General features: G+C 66.1%; 14 protein-coding genes and 1 tRNA gene. 5 read left to right on the top strand and 10 right to left on the bottom strand.

Features of this window, described 5'->3' with window-relative positions; translation table 11 throughout:
• Positions 1-173: 173 nt before the first annotated feature.
• Genes RMO01_RS03200 through RMO01_RS03190 form a run of 3 tightly spaced genes read right to left on the bottom strand, consistent with a single transcriptional unit; the run spans position 174 to position 5,744 of the window.
• The gene (locus RMO01_RS03200) at positions 174-3,545 is read right to left on the bottom strand and encodes an error-prone DNA polymerase (protein ID WP_309627604.1); all 3,372 of its coding nucleotides are present in this window, start codon (positions 3,543-3,545) and stop codon (positions 174-176) included.
• Positions 3,542-5,161 (bottom strand): DNA polymerase Y family protein, encoded by a 1,620-nt coding sequence (locus tag RMO01_RS03195; RefSeq protein WP_309627603.1) that lies wholly within the window; start codon positions 5,159-5,161, stop codon positions 3,542-3,544. The genes RMO01_RS03200 and RMO01_RS03195 overlap by 4 nt, the downstream gene beginning before the upstream one ends.
• Positions 5,082-5,744: a hypothetical protein gene (locus tag RMO01_RS03190; RefSeq protein WP_309627602.1), complete on the bottom strand. Its 663-nt coding sequence runs from the start codon at positions 5,742-5,744 to the stop codon at positions 5,082-5,084. Before RMO01_RS03190 ends, RMO01_RS03195 begins: the two co-directional genes overlap by 80 nt.
• A gap of 172 nt (positions 5,745-5,916) precedes the next feature.
• Here RMO01_RS03190 and RMO01_RS03185 point away from each other — a divergent pair, with 172 nt between their 5' ends.
• Complete coding sequence (locus RMO01_RS03185; RefSeq protein ID WP_309627601.1) at positions 5,917-7,035, top strand: N-acetyltransferase; 1,119 nt, start codon at positions 5,917-5,919, stop codon at positions 7,033-7,035.
• Positions 7,036-7,055: 20 nt separating this feature from the next.
• Here the strand turns inward: RMO01_RS03185 and RMO01_RS03180 are convergent, their stop codons facing one another.
• The 6 genes from RMO01_RS03180 to aroA form a co-directional block, all read right to left on the bottom strand.
• The gene (locus RMO01_RS03180) at positions 7,056-7,430 is read right to left on the bottom strand and encodes a four helix bundle protein (protein WP_309627600.1); all 375 of its coding nucleotides are present in this window, start codon (positions 7,428-7,430) and stop codon (positions 7,056-7,058) included.
• A gap of 47 nt (positions 7,431-7,477) precedes the next feature.
• Positions 7,478-7,897 carry a large-conductance mechanosensitive channel protein MscL gene (mscL, locus tag RMO01_RS03175; protein ID WP_309627599.1) on the bottom strand — a complete coding sequence of 140 codons (420 nt, stop codon included), beginning with the start codon at positions 7,895-7,897 and terminating at the stop codon, positions 7,478-7,480.
• Between the two features lie 47 nt (positions 7,898-7,944).
• On the bottom strand, positions 7,945-8,235 hold the full coding sequence (locus tag RMO01_RS03170; RefSeq protein WP_298162090.1) for an integration host factor subunit beta: 291 nt from the start codon (positions 8,233-8,235) through the stop codon (positions 7,945-7,947).
• Between the two features lie 282 nt (positions 8,236-8,517).
• The gene (gene rpsA, locus RMO01_RS03165; RefSeq protein ID WP_309627598.1) at positions 8,518-10,233 is read right to left on the bottom strand and encodes a 30S ribosomal protein S1; all 1,716 of its coding nucleotides are present in this window, start codon (positions 10,231-10,233) and stop codon (positions 8,518-8,520) included.
• A 161-nt stretch (positions 10,234-10,394) separates the two neighbouring features.
• Entirely contained in the window at positions 10,395-11,048 is a 654-nt protein-coding gene (locus RMO01_RS03160; protein ID WP_309627597.1) for a d(CMP) kinase, read from the bottom strand.
• A 172-nt stretch (positions 11,049-11,220) separates the two neighbouring features.
• Positions 11,221-12,555: a 3-phosphoshikimate 1-carboxyvinyltransferase gene (gene aroA, locus RMO01_RS03155; RefSeq protein WP_309627596.1), complete on the bottom strand. Its 1,335-nt coding sequence runs from the start codon at positions 12,553-12,555 to the stop codon at positions 11,221-11,223.
• 125 nt (positions 12,556-12,680) lie between these two features.
• Between aroA and RMO01_RS03150 the strand changes: the two genes are divergently transcribed.
• From RMO01_RS03150 to RMO01_RS18060, 4 genes are all read left to right on the top strand, one after another.
• Entirely contained in the window at positions 12,681-13,142 is a 462-nt protein-coding gene (locus tag RMO01_RS03150; protein ID WP_309627595.1) for a TIGR02300 family protein, read from the top strand.
• Positions 13,143-13,268: 126 nt separating this feature from the next.
• A tRNA-Ala gene (locus RMO01_RS03145) sits at positions 13,269-13,344 on the top strand.
• A gap of 70 nt (positions 13,345-13,414) precedes the next feature.
• Positions 13,415-13,591 (top strand): CopG family transcriptional regulator, encoded by a 177-nt coding sequence (locus tag RMO01_RS03140; protein ID WP_309627594.1) that lies wholly within the window; start codon positions 13,415-13,417, stop codon positions 13,589-13,591.
• A 4-nt stretch (positions 13,592-13,595) separates the two neighbouring features.
• Complete coding sequence (locus tag RMO01_RS18060) at positions 13,596-13,865, top strand: type II toxin-antitoxin system RelE/ParE family toxin (RefSeq protein ID WP_409013035.1); 270 nt, start codon at positions 13,596-13,598, stop codon at positions 13,863-13,865.
• A 68-nt stretch (positions 13,866-13,933) separates the two neighbouring features.
• On the opposite strand, the gene RMO01_RS03135 is transcribed toward RMO01_RS18060, so the two are convergent.
• A partial coding sequence (locus RMO01_RS03135; RefSeq protein WP_309627593.1) for a Fic family protein occupies positions 13,934-14,714 on the bottom strand: 781 nt, incomplete at its 5' end.

Raw genomic sequence — 14,714 nt, 5'->3', positions numbered from 1 at the left:
CTGGGCCCAGGACGCCTTCCCCATGCTGCGGGACGGACACAGTGTAAGGCCGCCGTGAGAGGGGGCGCACATAAAGGCTCTAAATAACTCCGGGCGTTGAAATCGTTGAGGTCCTGGGGGGATGTGTTGATGGGTCTGGGGTGCTGAACCCTCTCCCGGCGGGAGAGGGAGTTCTAGTGGAAATCCCTGGACCCCGGCAGGATTCGGACATCCCTCGGATGTCGTCCCCGGGCCGGGGCGTGGCCCGATCCCGCCGTCTGGTCCGTGGACAGATGGCCCAGCATCGGGGTCCAGTCGACCATGTCCTCGACCACCAGATGGGTCACCCCTTCGGCCCGCTGGACCTTGCCGGTGACCAGGACCATGCGCGCGCCCATGGCCACGGGGCGCAGCCGCTCGAACACGTCGGGCCAGACCACGAGGTTCGCCACCGCCGTCTCGTCCTCGATGGTCAGGAACACCACCCCCTTGGCCGACCCGGGTCGCTGACGGACCAGAACGACCCCGCCGACCCGGACCCGGCGATTCTCCTTCACCGACCTGTAAGCCTCGGCCGTCACGGCGCCGGCCTTCGTCAGCCGCTCGCGCAGGAAGGCGACGGGATGGCCCTTCAGCGACAGGCGGAGGGTCTGATAGTCGCCGACCACTTCTTCCGCCTCGGTCAGGCGTGGCAGGGCCGCCGGCGGCGCCCCGTCCGCCTCGTCCAGACCCATGGCCGCGAACAGGGGCGCCGAGGACGCTGGCGCCGCCCCCCTGGCGACCCACATCCCCTGACGCCGCGACAGGTCCAGTGACCCATAGGCGTCCGCCTCGGCCAGCCGGTCGAGGGCGGAAGGCGGCAGGTCGGCGCGGACGCGAAGGTCTTCCAGATCGCGGAAGGGGGCCAGGGCGCGCTCCTTCGTGATCGTCTCCGCCCAGACTTCCTTGAACCCGTCGATGGAGCGGAAACCGAGACGCATGGCGCAGGCTTCGCCCTGGTCCCTTGCCTCGAGGGACGCGTCCCAGCCGCTCGCATTGACGTCAGGGTGGCGCACCTCGACCCCGTGTTCGCGGGCGTCCCGAACAAGCTGTGCCGGAGCGTAGAAACCCATGGGCTGGCTGTTCAGCAGACAGGCCGCGAAGACCTCCGGGTAGACGCATTTCACCCAGGCCGAGATGTAGACCAGGAAGGCGAAGGAGCAGGCGTGGCTTTCAGGAAAGCCGTACTCGCCGAAGCCCTTGATCTGATCGAAGCAGCGCCGGGCGAACTCGGGCTCATAGCCGCGCGCGATCATGCGACCGACCATCATCTCTTCGTAGTGACCGATCGTGCCCATGTGGCGGAAGGTGGCCATGGCGCGGCGCAGGCCGTTGGCCTCCCCGCCGCTGAACTCGGCCGCGACCATGGCGATCTTCATCGCCTGCTCCTGAAACAGGGGCACGCCCAGGGTCTTGCGAAGGACGTTCCTCAGTTCGTCCGGATCGCCGCCCGCAGGACCGGGCATCTCGAAATCATAGACCTCGCCTTTGGCCTCGACCGCCCGGCGTTCGGTTCGCCGCTTGAGGTAGGGGTGGACCATACCGCCCTGGATCGGGCCGGGCCGGACGATCGCGACCTGGACCACCAGGTCGTAGAAGACGCGGGGTTGAAGCCTTGGCAGCATCGCCATCTGGGCGCGGCTCTCGACCTGGAAGACGCCGAGGGAATCCGCCTTGCAGAGCATCTCGTAGACATCGGGATCCTCCCTCGGCACCGTGTCGAGGTCCAGGGATCGCCCGTAGCTCTGCTCGATCATGCCGAAGGCGCGCTTCAGCGCCGTCAGCATGCCCAGGGCCAGGACATCGACCTTCATCAGCTTCAGGTGATCGATGTCGTCCTTGTCCCATTCGATGAAGGTGCGGTCCTTCATCGCTGCGTTGCCGATGGGCACGATCTCGCACAGCGGCCCCTGGCTGAGGACAAAGCCGCCGACGTGCTGGCTGAGATGGCGGGGGAACTGGATCAGCTCGGCGGTCAGGTCGAGCGCCAGCTTCATACGGGCGTCGTCGCGGCTGACCCCGGTATGGTCGACGTGCTCGTTCTTCACCTCCGAGCCGTAGGAGCCCCAGACGGTGTCGGCCAGACGGGCCGTGACGTCCTCGGTCAGGCCCAGGGCCTTGCCGACGTCGCGAATGGCCGAGCGCGGCCGATAGTGGATGATGGTCGCCACGATCCCGGCCCGATCGCGACCATAGCGGCCATAGACATACTGCATGACCAGTTCGCGCCGCTCGTGCTCGAAATCGACGTCGATGTCGGGCGGCTCGGACCGTTCTGACGAGATGAACCGCTCGATCAGCATGTCCTGCCGGGTCGGATCGACATTGGTGATCTTCAGGCAGAAACAGATCACGGAATTGGCCGCCGAGCCGCGGCCCTGGCACAGGATGTTCCGGTCCGGATGGCGCGCCCAGGCGACGATGTCGTGCACGGTCAGGAAGTAGGCCGCGTAGTTCCGTTCGCGGACGAGCCGCAGTTCCTTGCGGATGGTTTTGACGACCTGGGTCGGGACCGGCCCCTTTTCCCGGGGCCATTTGTCCCGCGCGCCGCGACACGTCAGGCGGATCAGCCAGCCCTGCGGCGTCCAGCCGCCAGGCACCGGTTCGTCCGGGTACTGATAGCTGAGTTCTCGCAGGGAGAAGGTGCAGGCCCGCACCACCTCCATGGTCCGATCCAGCGCCGCCTCATGACCCTTGAACAGGCGCGCCATTTCCCGGGCGGACTTGAGATAGCGCTCGCCGTTGGCCTGAAGGCGCAGGCCCGCCTTGTCGATGGTCACACCCTCGCGAATGCAGGTCAGGACGTCCTGCAGCGAGCGGCGGTCGGGGTGGTGGTACAGGGCCGCATTGGTGGCGATCATCGGGGCGCCGGTCCGGGCGGCCATGGCCGCGAGGCGGTTCAGACGGGACCGGTCGTCGCCGCGCCACAGGGGCTGGGCGGCCAGGTACAGCATGTCCGGCCAGGCCTTGCGCCAGGCGAGGAGGCGGGCCTCGAAGGCGGCGTCGGGGACCTCGGGCGCGATGGCGAGGGCGATCATGCCGTGGCCGTGGGCCACCGCCTGTTCGAAGGTCAGGCGGGTCTCGCCCTTGGTGATCCGGTCGGGTTGGTCGTCGTCGTCGTCCGGGCGGGTGGGCGCGACCAGACGAAGGTGAGGATGGGGAGAAGGCTCAGGATCAGACGGCGGCGGCGCGTCGTCGAGGATCTCGCTCTTGCCCAGGGTCAGCAGGCGGCACAGGCGGCCGTAGGCGGCGCGGTCGCGGGGGAAGACGATCAGCTCGGTCCCGTCGAGGAAGCCCAGCCGAACCCCGACGACCAGACGAATGTCAAAATCCTCCGCCCCCATCAGGGCCCGGACCATCCCCGCCAGGGTGTTGCGGTCGGCGACACCGACGGCGGCGAGGCCCAGGGCTTTCGCCTGCATCATCATCTCGCCGGGATGGGACGCGCCCTCCAGAAAGCTGAAGTTGGTCGGGGCGCCGAGCTCGGCGTACTCGCCGTTCCAGTCGGGGTGGGGCCAGCCGCTCACGGGAACATCCCGTGCATCCACCAGGACGGGGGGCGCTCGTCCTTCGCACCTGCGTATTCCGCGCCGTAGAGACCTTCGCGGAACAGCCAGTAGCGCAGGCCCTGATCGTCCTCGATCCGGTAGTAATCGCGGGTGCGGGCCAGCCGGTCGTCGGGGCGAGGCCTCCACCATTCCGGCGACAGCCGTTCGGGGCCGTCGGCGCGTGACACCTTCCGCAGCACCCGTCGCCAGATGAACTGGGCCGGAGTTCCGTCGGGCAGGTCGGCGGTGGCCTCCACCGGCTCAGGCGGGTCGAGCAGAAGCAGGGGTCGCGTCCTTTGCAGGTCCGACGGGCCTTCGACCGGGGGCGGCGCCCTGTTCGGACGGGGGGCCAGGGCGGGCCGCCAGCGTTCGGCGCGTTCGGGAATCCAGCTGCCGCCCGGCTCGGCGACCCGGACCGAGGCCTCGCCGAGCCGGGCGGACAGGCGGTCGATCAGGGCGGCCAGACCTTCGGCGTGGCGCGACTGTTGTTCCTCGCCCATGGCGACCTGCCGGGCGACCATGGGCTCGGCGAGGTCGGCGGTCAGCATCAGGGCGTCGATGCCGAAGCCGGGGTCGATCCGTTCGATCCCGGTCTCGCGGAACAGCCTCATCCAGATGGAAACGTCGCGCAGGGGGCGGCCCATGCGGACGGACACCGCGCTGGTCCGGCCGTCGACGCGGAAGGCGGTCAGGGTCAGGGCGCGCGCCCCCTTGCCGTCGCTCTCCATCGTTCGGGCAAGAGTATCGGCGAGGCCGGGCAGGCGCGCCTCGATCCCGGCCGTGTCCGTCAGGGGATCGGCGTAGGCCTCCCAGCCACGATAGCAGGGCGGGGCGCGGGTGGGGATCAGGGCCTCCGCCGTCAGGCCAAGAGCCTGGTCGAGCCGACGAACCAGACCGACCCCGGCGCCGTCGCGGAAGCGGCGGGCGAGGCCGGCGCGCGGCATGGGGTAGAGGTCGCCGATCCGCTTCAGCCCGAACCGCCGGGCCTGTTTCAGGGCGGCGTCGTCAATGCGCAGGGATTCGACCGGCAGGGGGGCCAGGGCCTCACGCACATCGACGTCGGTGGCGATCCCCATGGCGGTCCCGTAGCGCGCCAGGGCCCAGGCGGCGCCGGGCGACGGGGCCATGGCGGCGCGGGCGCGGATGCCGGCCTCGGCCAGCCGCGCCTTGATGCGGGTGATCGCCCTTTCCTCGCCGCCGAACAGATGGGTCGCGCCGGTCAGGTCAATGAACAGCCCCTCCAGCCCGCCCTCGGACGGATCGACCGTGACCGCCGGGGACCACCGCTCGCTCCAGACAGCCAGGGCTTCAAGAGCGCGCAGATCGGCGGCCGGGGCGGCGGGATGACAGGCCAGATGCGGGATCATGGCCAGAGCGTCAGCCTGGGTCTGGCCGCGCGACAGGTTCAGGGCGCGGGCGGCGGGGTTCAGGGCATGGATGACCGCGCCCCGCGCGGTGCGCAGGATCAGGGCCAGGGGACCGGCATCGGCTGCAAAGAGGTCCGGCGGGAGGACTTCAGGCGTATTGGGGCCGGCTGATCGGGCCCAGACCGTCACCGGCCAGTCGATCAGCCAGACGGAGACGATGCGTCTCATCATCCTGCTCCAGCATCCAGACGCCCGGCCGCTCCGTCCGGCTGCGGGTCATTTCGGCACGGATCGTCATCCGACCCGGCGCGCGTTCGTCGAAGGCGGCGTCGCCACTCGCAATAGTTGTGATGCGCCAACGCCGTCGCGCCGCGCTGAGATCCCCGGACCGGGCGCGCAGCAGGAGGCCCGAACAGCCGCCGTCGCGGGCTGCGAATTCCAGCCGCCGGGTCTGGGCCAGTTCGGCCCCGTCCACCGTGCCGATCACCAGTGCCGCGCCGCCGGACCGCAGCGCCTGTTCCATCGCCCACAGCGCCAGGGCCTCGGTCCGCGTCTCGACCAGGACGAAGCCGCCGCTCGCCTGAAAGGCTTGAAGGCCGGGACCGTAGGGGCGACCATTCTCATGAAGCCAGGCCTGGGTCGCACTCATCACCACGCCCCGCCCCGCGTCCAGAGACGCCCGACCGAGGGCGAAGGCGAAGGCCGCCGCCATGTCGCGGACGCTGTCCGCGCACACCTCCTCCAGCCCTTCCGACAAGGGAGAAAGGGGCGGCGGGACGGCTTCGAGGACGGGTGATGGATGGATGGACATGGCGGGGGAAGGCTCCATGTTCATTATTTGTTCCGGAGCCGCGGGAGTCAAACCGGAATCGTTCCGCCTAGAGGAAATTCCATAACTTCTACCTATGCGGGTTTCTTCTGGCCTGCCTCATGCAGGGAGGCGCGGCGGAGGGGCGACGCTGTATCGCTTTGGAACCTGACGGATGAGTTTTTCAGTTCGACCCATCGATGCGAACGACCATGGCGCGATCAACGCCCTGCACCGCTCCGTCGGCTGGCCCACCCGATCGCTGACGGGCTGGGACTGGCTGGCGGGCAATCCGGCGCGACTGGAAACGAAGGCGCCCGCCGGCTGGCTGCTGGAGGCCGAAGATGGCGAGCCTTGCGGCCTCACCGGCAACTTCGTCCAGCGCTTCCATCACGGCGGCGGGATGCTCCATGGCGCGACGGGCTTCTCCATCATCGTCACGCCACGCGCGCGGGGACGCAGCGTCAAACTGCTGACCACCTTCACGAAACAGACGGACCTGTTCGCCCTTTACACCTTCAACGCCAATCCGGCCTCGAGCCCGCTCTACAAACGCCACGGCCTGGTCGCCTGGCCGCCGGAAACCCATGATGTGAAGCTGTCCTGGCGGATCGATCCCTTCGCCTGCGCCGGCGGACGGTTGTGGCGCGAGATCGATCGCCACGCCCCGCGCCTGACGCAGGCGCGAAGCGAGCGGTTGCTGAACCCGCGCCTGCACGACCCCGACAGGCTGGACCTGCCAGAGGAGGTGACCGTGCTGACCGATCTCGCCGACGGGTCTCGATACGCGGACTTCTGGGAGACGTTGAAGGCCGAGGGCCGTCTGATCGCCGACCGCAGTCCGGCCATGCTGCGCTGGCGACTGGCCGATCCCGACCTGACGCTGCGGCCACTTATGCTGGCCTTCAACCGCGGCGCGACGATCGGGGGATATGCGATGGCGATGATGTCCAAGGGCAATCCGATCGAGCCGCCGATGCTGGAAATCGTCGATCTGGTGGCGCTGGAAGACGAACCGCGCGCGATCCCGGCCCTGATACACGCCCTGCTGGCCAACGCCCGTCGGCTCGGCGCAGCGAAGCTCCGTATACAGACGGTCAGCCCGACCCTGCTCCGTCGAATGGGTCCCCTGGCGGATACCGCCCGACGCGAAGGGGGCTGGGGCCACTGTCATGTGAAGTTCGACCCCGAGACGCCGGGCGTCGAGACCTGGTCACCAACGCCGTTCGACGGCGACTACGGGATCTGTCTAAGGCCAGTGCCGGTGGCGGCGGAGCATCGCCGGGCGGCCTGAAGAGGCAGTAGGCAGTAGGTCTATCTGGCGGAATGCTGTTCCAGGCGCACTATCAGCGCTCGAAGCATACGGCCGAGTTCATCAGCTTCGGCGAGGATCGGAGCAGTCACGGCCTCGGCACAGATTTTGACGCGCGCCGCCAGGATCACATGCGTCTCGACTTCTTTGAGCGAGCCCTGCGCGATTCTGGGGAACCGTAGATAGGAGCCTTTGCTGGAGCGCCCATAATCCTCGGCGATGTTTGCGGCGATGGATGTAGCAGCCCGCCTCGCCTGAGATGTCAGCCCGAATTGCTGATCCTTGGGGAAAGCTCGGGTCAGGTCGTATGCCATGACAGCGAGATCTATGGCCCGCTGCCAGACCTTGAGATCCCTATAGCTGTCGACCGTCTCCAAAGCCGACCACCTCGCTACTGCCCACTGCCTAAGCCCCACTGCCTCGCCTAGGGCCGGGCCTTCAGCTCGTCGCGGATTTCGGCCAGCAGGGCCTCGGTCGGGGTCGGGGCGGGCGGAACTTCAGGCGCCGGGGCCGCAGCCTGGTCGCGGCGCAGGCGGTTGATGCCCTTGACCATCAGGAAGACCACGAAGGCCACGATCACGAACTGGATCAGGGTGTTGATGAAGGCGCCGTACTGGATGGCGACCTCCTCGATCGCCTCCGTCGTCGGATCCTCAGGCGACAGGACCCATTTCAGCTCGGAGAAGTCGACCCGACCCAGCACGAGGCCGATCGGCGGCATCACCACCTGTTCGACCAGGCTGGTGACGATCTTGCCGAAGGACGCGCCGATGATGACGCCGACCGCCAGGTCGACGACATTGCCGCGCGCGGCGAACTCCTTGAACTCGCTGAGCAGGCTCACGGCTTCCCCTTCAGTGTCCTGGCGTCAGGCATCCGGACTTGACGGGTTCAGGCGTCGCCGGATGCATTGAGCCGCTCGCGCAGCTCCTTGCCGCTTTTGAAGAACGGCACCGACTTGGCGGGTACGTCCACGGTCTCGCCGGTGCGCGGGTTGCGTCCGGCCCGGGCAGGCCGCGCTCGAACCGAGAACGCCCCGAAACCGCGCAGCTCGACGCGGCCGCCCTCGGCCATCGCCTCGGTCATCCGCCCCAGCACGACATTGACCACGCGCTCGACCTCCGCATGGGTCAGGTGCGTGTTCTCGGCCGCAAGCTTCTCGATGAGCTCAGACTTTATCATAGCCAGGCCCCCGGCCCTTTCCTGCTCGCTCGGAGCAAATACGGGTGCAACTTCAATCGGATTACGAGGGCACCCTAGCCTTCGCCCGGCGAGCGAAAAAGACCTGATCGTCAGTTTCCGTCAGGGAAGAGCGTTAAATGTCCGTAACCGTACACGGATCGACGATCGCCGACCGACGTGCCGTCAGCCGGACACGCCGGTTCCGGCCCGGAACCGGGCAATGAAAAGGGCGGCCGGATCTCTCCGGCCGCCCCTCACATTGTTGTCAGATCGGAAGGAGAACTACTCCTTGCCGGCCTTCTCACGCAGGGCCGCGCCGAGGATGTCGCCCAGCGAGGCGCCCGAGTCCGAGGACCCGAACTGATCGATGGCTTCCTTCTCGTCGGCCATTTCCAGAGCCTTGATCGAGACCGAGACGCGGCGCGTGGCCTTGTCGATGCCGGTGATCTGGGCGTCGACGCGGTCGCCGACGGCGTAACGCTCGGGGCGCTGCTCGTTGCGGTCGCGGCTGATGTCCGACTTGCGCACGAAGGAGGTGACCGGCGCGTCGTCTTCGCCGAACTTCACTTCGATGCCGCCCGACTCGATGGACGTGACGGTCAGGGTGACAGTCTGGCCCTTCTTGTAGGTTTCGCCGTCGCCGACAGGATCGCCGCCCAGCTGCTTGATGCCGAGCGAGACGCGTTCCTTCTCGACGTCGACGTCCAGGACCTTGGCCTTGACCATCTCGCCCTTGCGGTAGCGCTGGATGGCTTCTTCGCCCGAGACCGACCAGTCGAGGTCGGACAGGTGCACCATGCCGTCGATGTCGTTGTCCAGGCCGATGAACAGGCCGAACTCGGTGGCGTTCTTGACCTCGCCCTCGACGGTCGAGCCGATCGGGTTGGCGGCGACGAAGGCGTCCCACGGATTGTCCTGGGCCTGCTTCAGACCCAGCGAGATGCGGCGCTTGGAGGCGTCGACATCCAGAACCACGACGTCGACTTCCTGCGAGGTCGAGACGATCTTGCCGGGGTGGACGTTCTTCTTGGTCCAGGACATTTCCGAGACGTGCACCAAGCCCTCGACACCGGCTTCCAGCTCCACGAAGGCGCCGTAGTCGGTGATGTTGGTGATGCGGCCGGTGAACTTCGCGCCCATCGGGTACTTGGCTTCCACGCCGTCCCAGGGGTCGGACTGCAGCTGCTTCATGCCCAGCGAGATGCGCTGGGTGTCGGGGTTGATCTTGACGATCTGCACCTTGACCGTGTCGCCCACCGCCAGCACCTGGCTCGGGTGGTTGACGCGCTTCCAGCTCATGTCGGTGACGTGCAGCAGGCCGTCGATGCCGCCCAGGTCCACGAAGGCGCCGTAGTCGGTGATGTTCTTGACCACGCCCTCGCGGACTTCGCCTTCCTGCAGCTGGCCGACAAGTTCGGTGCGCTGTTCGGCGCGGGCTTCTTCCAGGATCGCGCGGCGCGACACCACGATGTTGCCCCGGGGGCGGTCCATCTTCAGGATCGCGAACGGCTGTTCCTTGCCCATCAGCGGGCCGACGTCGCGGACCGGACGGATGTCCACTTGCGAACCCGGCAGGAACGCCGAGGCACCGCCCAGGTCGACGGTGAAGCCGCCCTTCACGCGGCCGACGATGGCGCCCATCACCGGCTCGTTCTTTTCGTAGACGACCTCAAGGCGCGTCCACGCTTCTTCGCGGCGGGCCTTCTCGCGGCTGATGACCGCCTCGCCCATGGCGTTCTCGACGCGCTCAAGGAACACCTCGACGCTGTCGCCGACCTTGGGCGGATCCTTGCTCTCGCCTTCGCCGATGCCGAATTCCTTCAGCGAGACACGGCCTTCGGTCTTCAGACCGACGTCGATGATCGCGAAGTCCTTTTCGATGGCCACCACCAGTCCGTGGACCACCTGGCCTTCCATGAAGTCACGTCCGCCAAGGGACTCGTCGAGCAGCGCGGCGAAATCATCGCGCGAGGGAGAGAGGCTCATGTCGTCAGCCATAGGGTCTTTCATCTTCAATGGACGTCGGGCCCGCACCGCACCTGCGGTCGGACGGTTTCCCGGCGTCGGGTTAAGGGTTGCAACCGAAAAGTCCGGAACCGAAGCTCCCGACCGTGAAATTTGCCCGCGGACGTGCGAGGGAAAGGCGCGGTTGGATTGCCCTATCGGGATCTCTCCCAGAGGGCGCGCGCCGCCTCGACGATACGGCGGGCCGCATCGGCGGCCTGCTCTATAGACATTTCAGTGGTGTCGAGCAAGACGGCGTCGGGGGCGGCCTGCATGGGGGCGGTGTCGCGGCCGCCGTCGCGGGCGTCGCGCTTGATGATATCGGCCAGAACATCGTCAAAGGCGACCGTCTCGCCCTGGCCCTTCAACTGCTTCCAGCGGCGCTCAGCGCGGACCTCGGCCGTGGCGGTGACGTAAAGCTTGGCCGGCGCCTCTGGACAGATCACCGTGCCGATGTCGCGCCCATCCAGCACCGCGCCGCCGTCCTGGCTGGCGAACGTGCGCTGGAACGCCAGCAGGGCGGCCCGGACGCCGGCGTGCACCGCCACCCGGCTGGCCAGTTCGCCCGCAGCCCGGGTCCGCAGGCCGGGGTCGTCCAGTTGATCGGGCGAAAGGGCGGAGGCCACGGCGGTTGCGGCGGCGGGATCATCCGGATCTTCGCCCGCGCGCTCGGTCAGGACGCCAACAGCCCGATACAACAGCCCGGTGTCCAGGACAGGCAGGCCAAGCTCACGCCCCAGCCGCGTGGCCACAGTGCCCTTGCCGGACGCAGCCGGGCCATCCACGGCGATGATGAAGGGGCGGGTCATGGCGAGACGCCTAGATGCTCCCCCCCAGGGGGAGCTGTCGCGAAGCGACTGAGGGGGCTACAGCCCAAATGGTCATCCACACTAGGTGAAACCCCCTCCGTCTCGACGCTGCGCGCCGATCCACCTCCCCCTGATCGCGCTTCGCGCTGGTGGAGGATCTGGTGGTGTCCGCTCACGCCTCCCCAATCTCCGCGCCCAGTCCCCGCATCAGGTCCACAAACCCCGGAAAACTGGTGGCGATCATGCCGGGCTCGTCGACCCGCACCGGCTGCTCTGCGGCCAGACCCAGGACAAGGTGGCTCATGGCGATGCGGTGGTCGCCGTGGGTGGTGACGGCCGCGCCGCCGGCCACCGGGTGGTTCGCGCGAGCGGTCCCCACGACGGTCATCATGGCCGCTGTGCGATCGTCCTCGACCGCGACGCCGCAGGCGCGCAGGCCCCTGAGCATTAGCGCGTAGCGGTCGCTCTCCTTGACGAACAATTCGTCCAGCCCACGCATCACTGTGCGACCCTTAGCGAAGGCCGCCGCCACCGCCAGGATCGGATATTCGTCGATCATCGAGGGCGCCCGCTCGGGCGGCACCTCGACGCCCTCCAGTTCGGAATGGCGCGCAGTGATGTCGGCCACCGTCTCGCCGCCCTCGTCGCGCACATTGGTCACCGACAGGTCGGCGCCCATCTCGCCCAGCGTATCCAGCAGCCCGATGCGCAAGGGGTTCAGCAGCATCCCCTGCACCGTCACCTCCGACCCCGGCGTCACCAGGGCGGCGACCAGCAGAAACGCCGCCGAAGACGGATCGCCCGGCACATGGATCTTGGTCCCCGTCAGCCTCTGGCCAGGGCCTAATATGATGCGCCGGCCACCGTCCTCCTCGCGCACCTCAACTTCGGCGCCGAAGGCGCGCAGCATGCGCTCGGTGTGATCGCGGGTGGCTTCCGGCTCGATCACCTCGGCGCCGCCCGCCGCATGCAGGCCGGCCAGCAGCACCGCTGATTTCACCTGGGCCGACGGCTCCGGCAGCCGATAGGCGATGTGGTTCAGGTTCCCGCCCTTCAGCGTCAGCGGCAACGTTCCGCCCGCCCGGCAGAGCCACGTCGCGCCCATCTGGCCCAAGGGCTTCAGCACCCGGTTCATCGGCCGCCCGCGCAGGGACGCGTCGCCGGTGAAGGTGACGGCCATGTCGAACCCCGCCGCCGCCCCCATGATCAGCCTGACCCCGGTGCCGGCGTTGCCGCAGTCGATGACATCAGCCGGTTCGGAAAAGCCGCCCCGGCCTTCGACCCGCCATTTGCCCTCACCCAGACGCTCCACGCCGGCGCCGAACGCGGCCATGGCGGCCGCCGTCCGTTTGATGTCGTCGCCCTCCAGCAGACCCTCGATCTCGGTCACGCCGGTGGCCAGCGCGCCCAGGATGAGCGCGCGGTGGCTGATGGATTTATCCCCCGGCGTCCGGACGGTCCCCTTCAGGGGACCCGCACGCCTGGCGGTCAGGTGGGCCGCCGTCATCTGCGAAAAACGCCTCCGGGAAAGGGGAAAAGCCGAGCCGGGATGCTTTGACAGCCGCCTTCGCGCGTGGCAAGGGACGCCGCCTTTCCGGGCAAACCACACACATTTTTAGAGGGTCGCCGCCTTTGGCAAATCCCGAACTGGGCACCAAGCAAATCTGCCCGAACTGTCAGGCCAAGTTCTACGACCTGAGCAAACGCCCCGCGCACTGTCCCAAATGCGCCCATGATTTCGATCCCGACGAGGCCGTCCGCAACCGCCGCGTCCGCGCCCGCACCATCGTGCCCGAAGCCGAGGAGGCCGAGGATCAGGTCGTCGAGAAGGAAACCGACGACGACGAGGAAGAGGAAGAAGGCGCCGTCACGCCCGAGCTGGATGAGGTCGTCAACGACCCGACCCTGGCCGGCGACACCGACGACGATGACGACGCCGCCGAACCCGCCGCCGTCTCCGAAGACCTGGGCGAGTTCACCGACGAGGAGGAAGTCGAGGACGACGCCGACGTGCCGTTCCTCGAGGACGAGGACGAAGACGACTTCGACGAATCCGAGATCGAGGGCCTTCCCGACGGCGACGACGACCGCTGATCACAAGGGGGCGTCCGGGACTGCGACAAAAAAAGCCTGACATACGGGCTTGATCGCAGGGGACGCTTTGAATAGGTTCCGCGCCTTCCTGAGAGGCCAGCCCTTTTCAGGAAGGCCCGAACTCTCGGGGCTTTAGCTCAGCTGGTAGAGCGATTGCATGGCATGCAATAGGTCAGCGGTTCGACTCCGCTAAGCTCCACCATGGAGGCCCGCCGGGAAACCAGCGGGCCTTCGCCTTTTTGGGGCTGTGCGCGCGTGGTAGGTTGGGCGGGATGAAGCTTGAACTATCCATCTTCGATATGCCGGACGCGGCGCACGACGCACGCCGCCTGGCAGAGGGTCTGGCTGACGTGGCGGCGGGTCGGGTGATCAGCCATGAGGCGATGAAAGCCTGGCTGTTATCCTGGGGCACGCCTGACGAGTTGCCGCCGCCGCAAGTGGGCGACTGACGGCTTGCCAAGGGTTATCTGGACGCTTGGTGCGCGACAGCATGTCGAACACATCCGCAAATACATCAGCCAGCTTTCGCCCTTGGCGGCCCGTCGCTTCGCCCTACTGCTTGTGACAACCGGTGAGAGCCTGAGTGCATATCCGATGCGCGGGCGACCCGTCAGCAGCGGGATCAGGGACCTTGCGATCGTGGCCCCTTATCTCATTCAGTACCGCCTGCAGAACGGTGTGGTCGAAATTCTGACGATCCGGCATGGCGCGCGCGAGGCGTAGAGGCGGTAGTAATGACGGTTAGAATCTGTACGTGTACCGCATAATTACAGCAGCATCCCACAGCGCGGCTAGTCAGCCGTCATGCGTTCAAATATGTTTTGAACCGGTCTGTAGATGGATACGCGGCCCATCTTAGTTTTTCTAAGATAACCTCTTTCTGTCAAATTTTCTAAATCACTCCGAGCCGTCAAATAACTAACGCTATGTCTGTCCTCGTGCTCACTAATTGTAATACGGCTTGCACGTTGTCTTACAAACTCATTCAATAGGTAAGCCTGCCTTGCGTTTAAGGCATCTGCTCCCTTCCGATCAAGAAGTTTTTCATTAAAAGTCTCTACCTCTGCCTTTCTTCTTTCGACATAAGCATGAAGTCGGTCAACCGCTTTTTTTAATGTTTGAAGTTGATTGCAGAGGAAATATGTAACATCACTGTTGTCAGTTTCTACAAACAAAAATGACCTGCCATATTCTATTTTTGCTTCCGCTATGACACTAGATATAGATACATATTCGATAAGCCAGTATCCTGCTTTGCAGGCATACCAATAAAATAAAGCGCGGGAAACACGGCCATTTCCATCCACAAATGGATGTTCGTAAGCTAGCATAAAGTGCAGAATGATCGCTTTATTTAGCGGGTGTATCCAGTTCTGCCCGTCAATATTTTGATTAGCGAAATCAAACATAGAAGATAATCTTTGTTCAAGTTCCTTGTAGGGTGGCGGCTGGTGTAATATCTCATTTGTGGAACTATCTACAACCTGTACGTCGTCTGCGCTTCGTATTCTTCCCGCATCATTTTTGTTATCCATCGTTCCATCAGTAACGATTAGATGTAATTCAAGCAGC

Source organism: Brevundimonas sp. (assembly GCF_031412435.1).
Lineage (GTDB): Bacteria > Pseudomonadota > Alphaproteobacteria > Caulobacterales > Caulobacteraceae > Brevundimonas.
The sequence above is the reverse complement of the archived record's forward strand: the minus strand, read 5'-3'. Positions and strand labels throughout refer to the sequence as shown.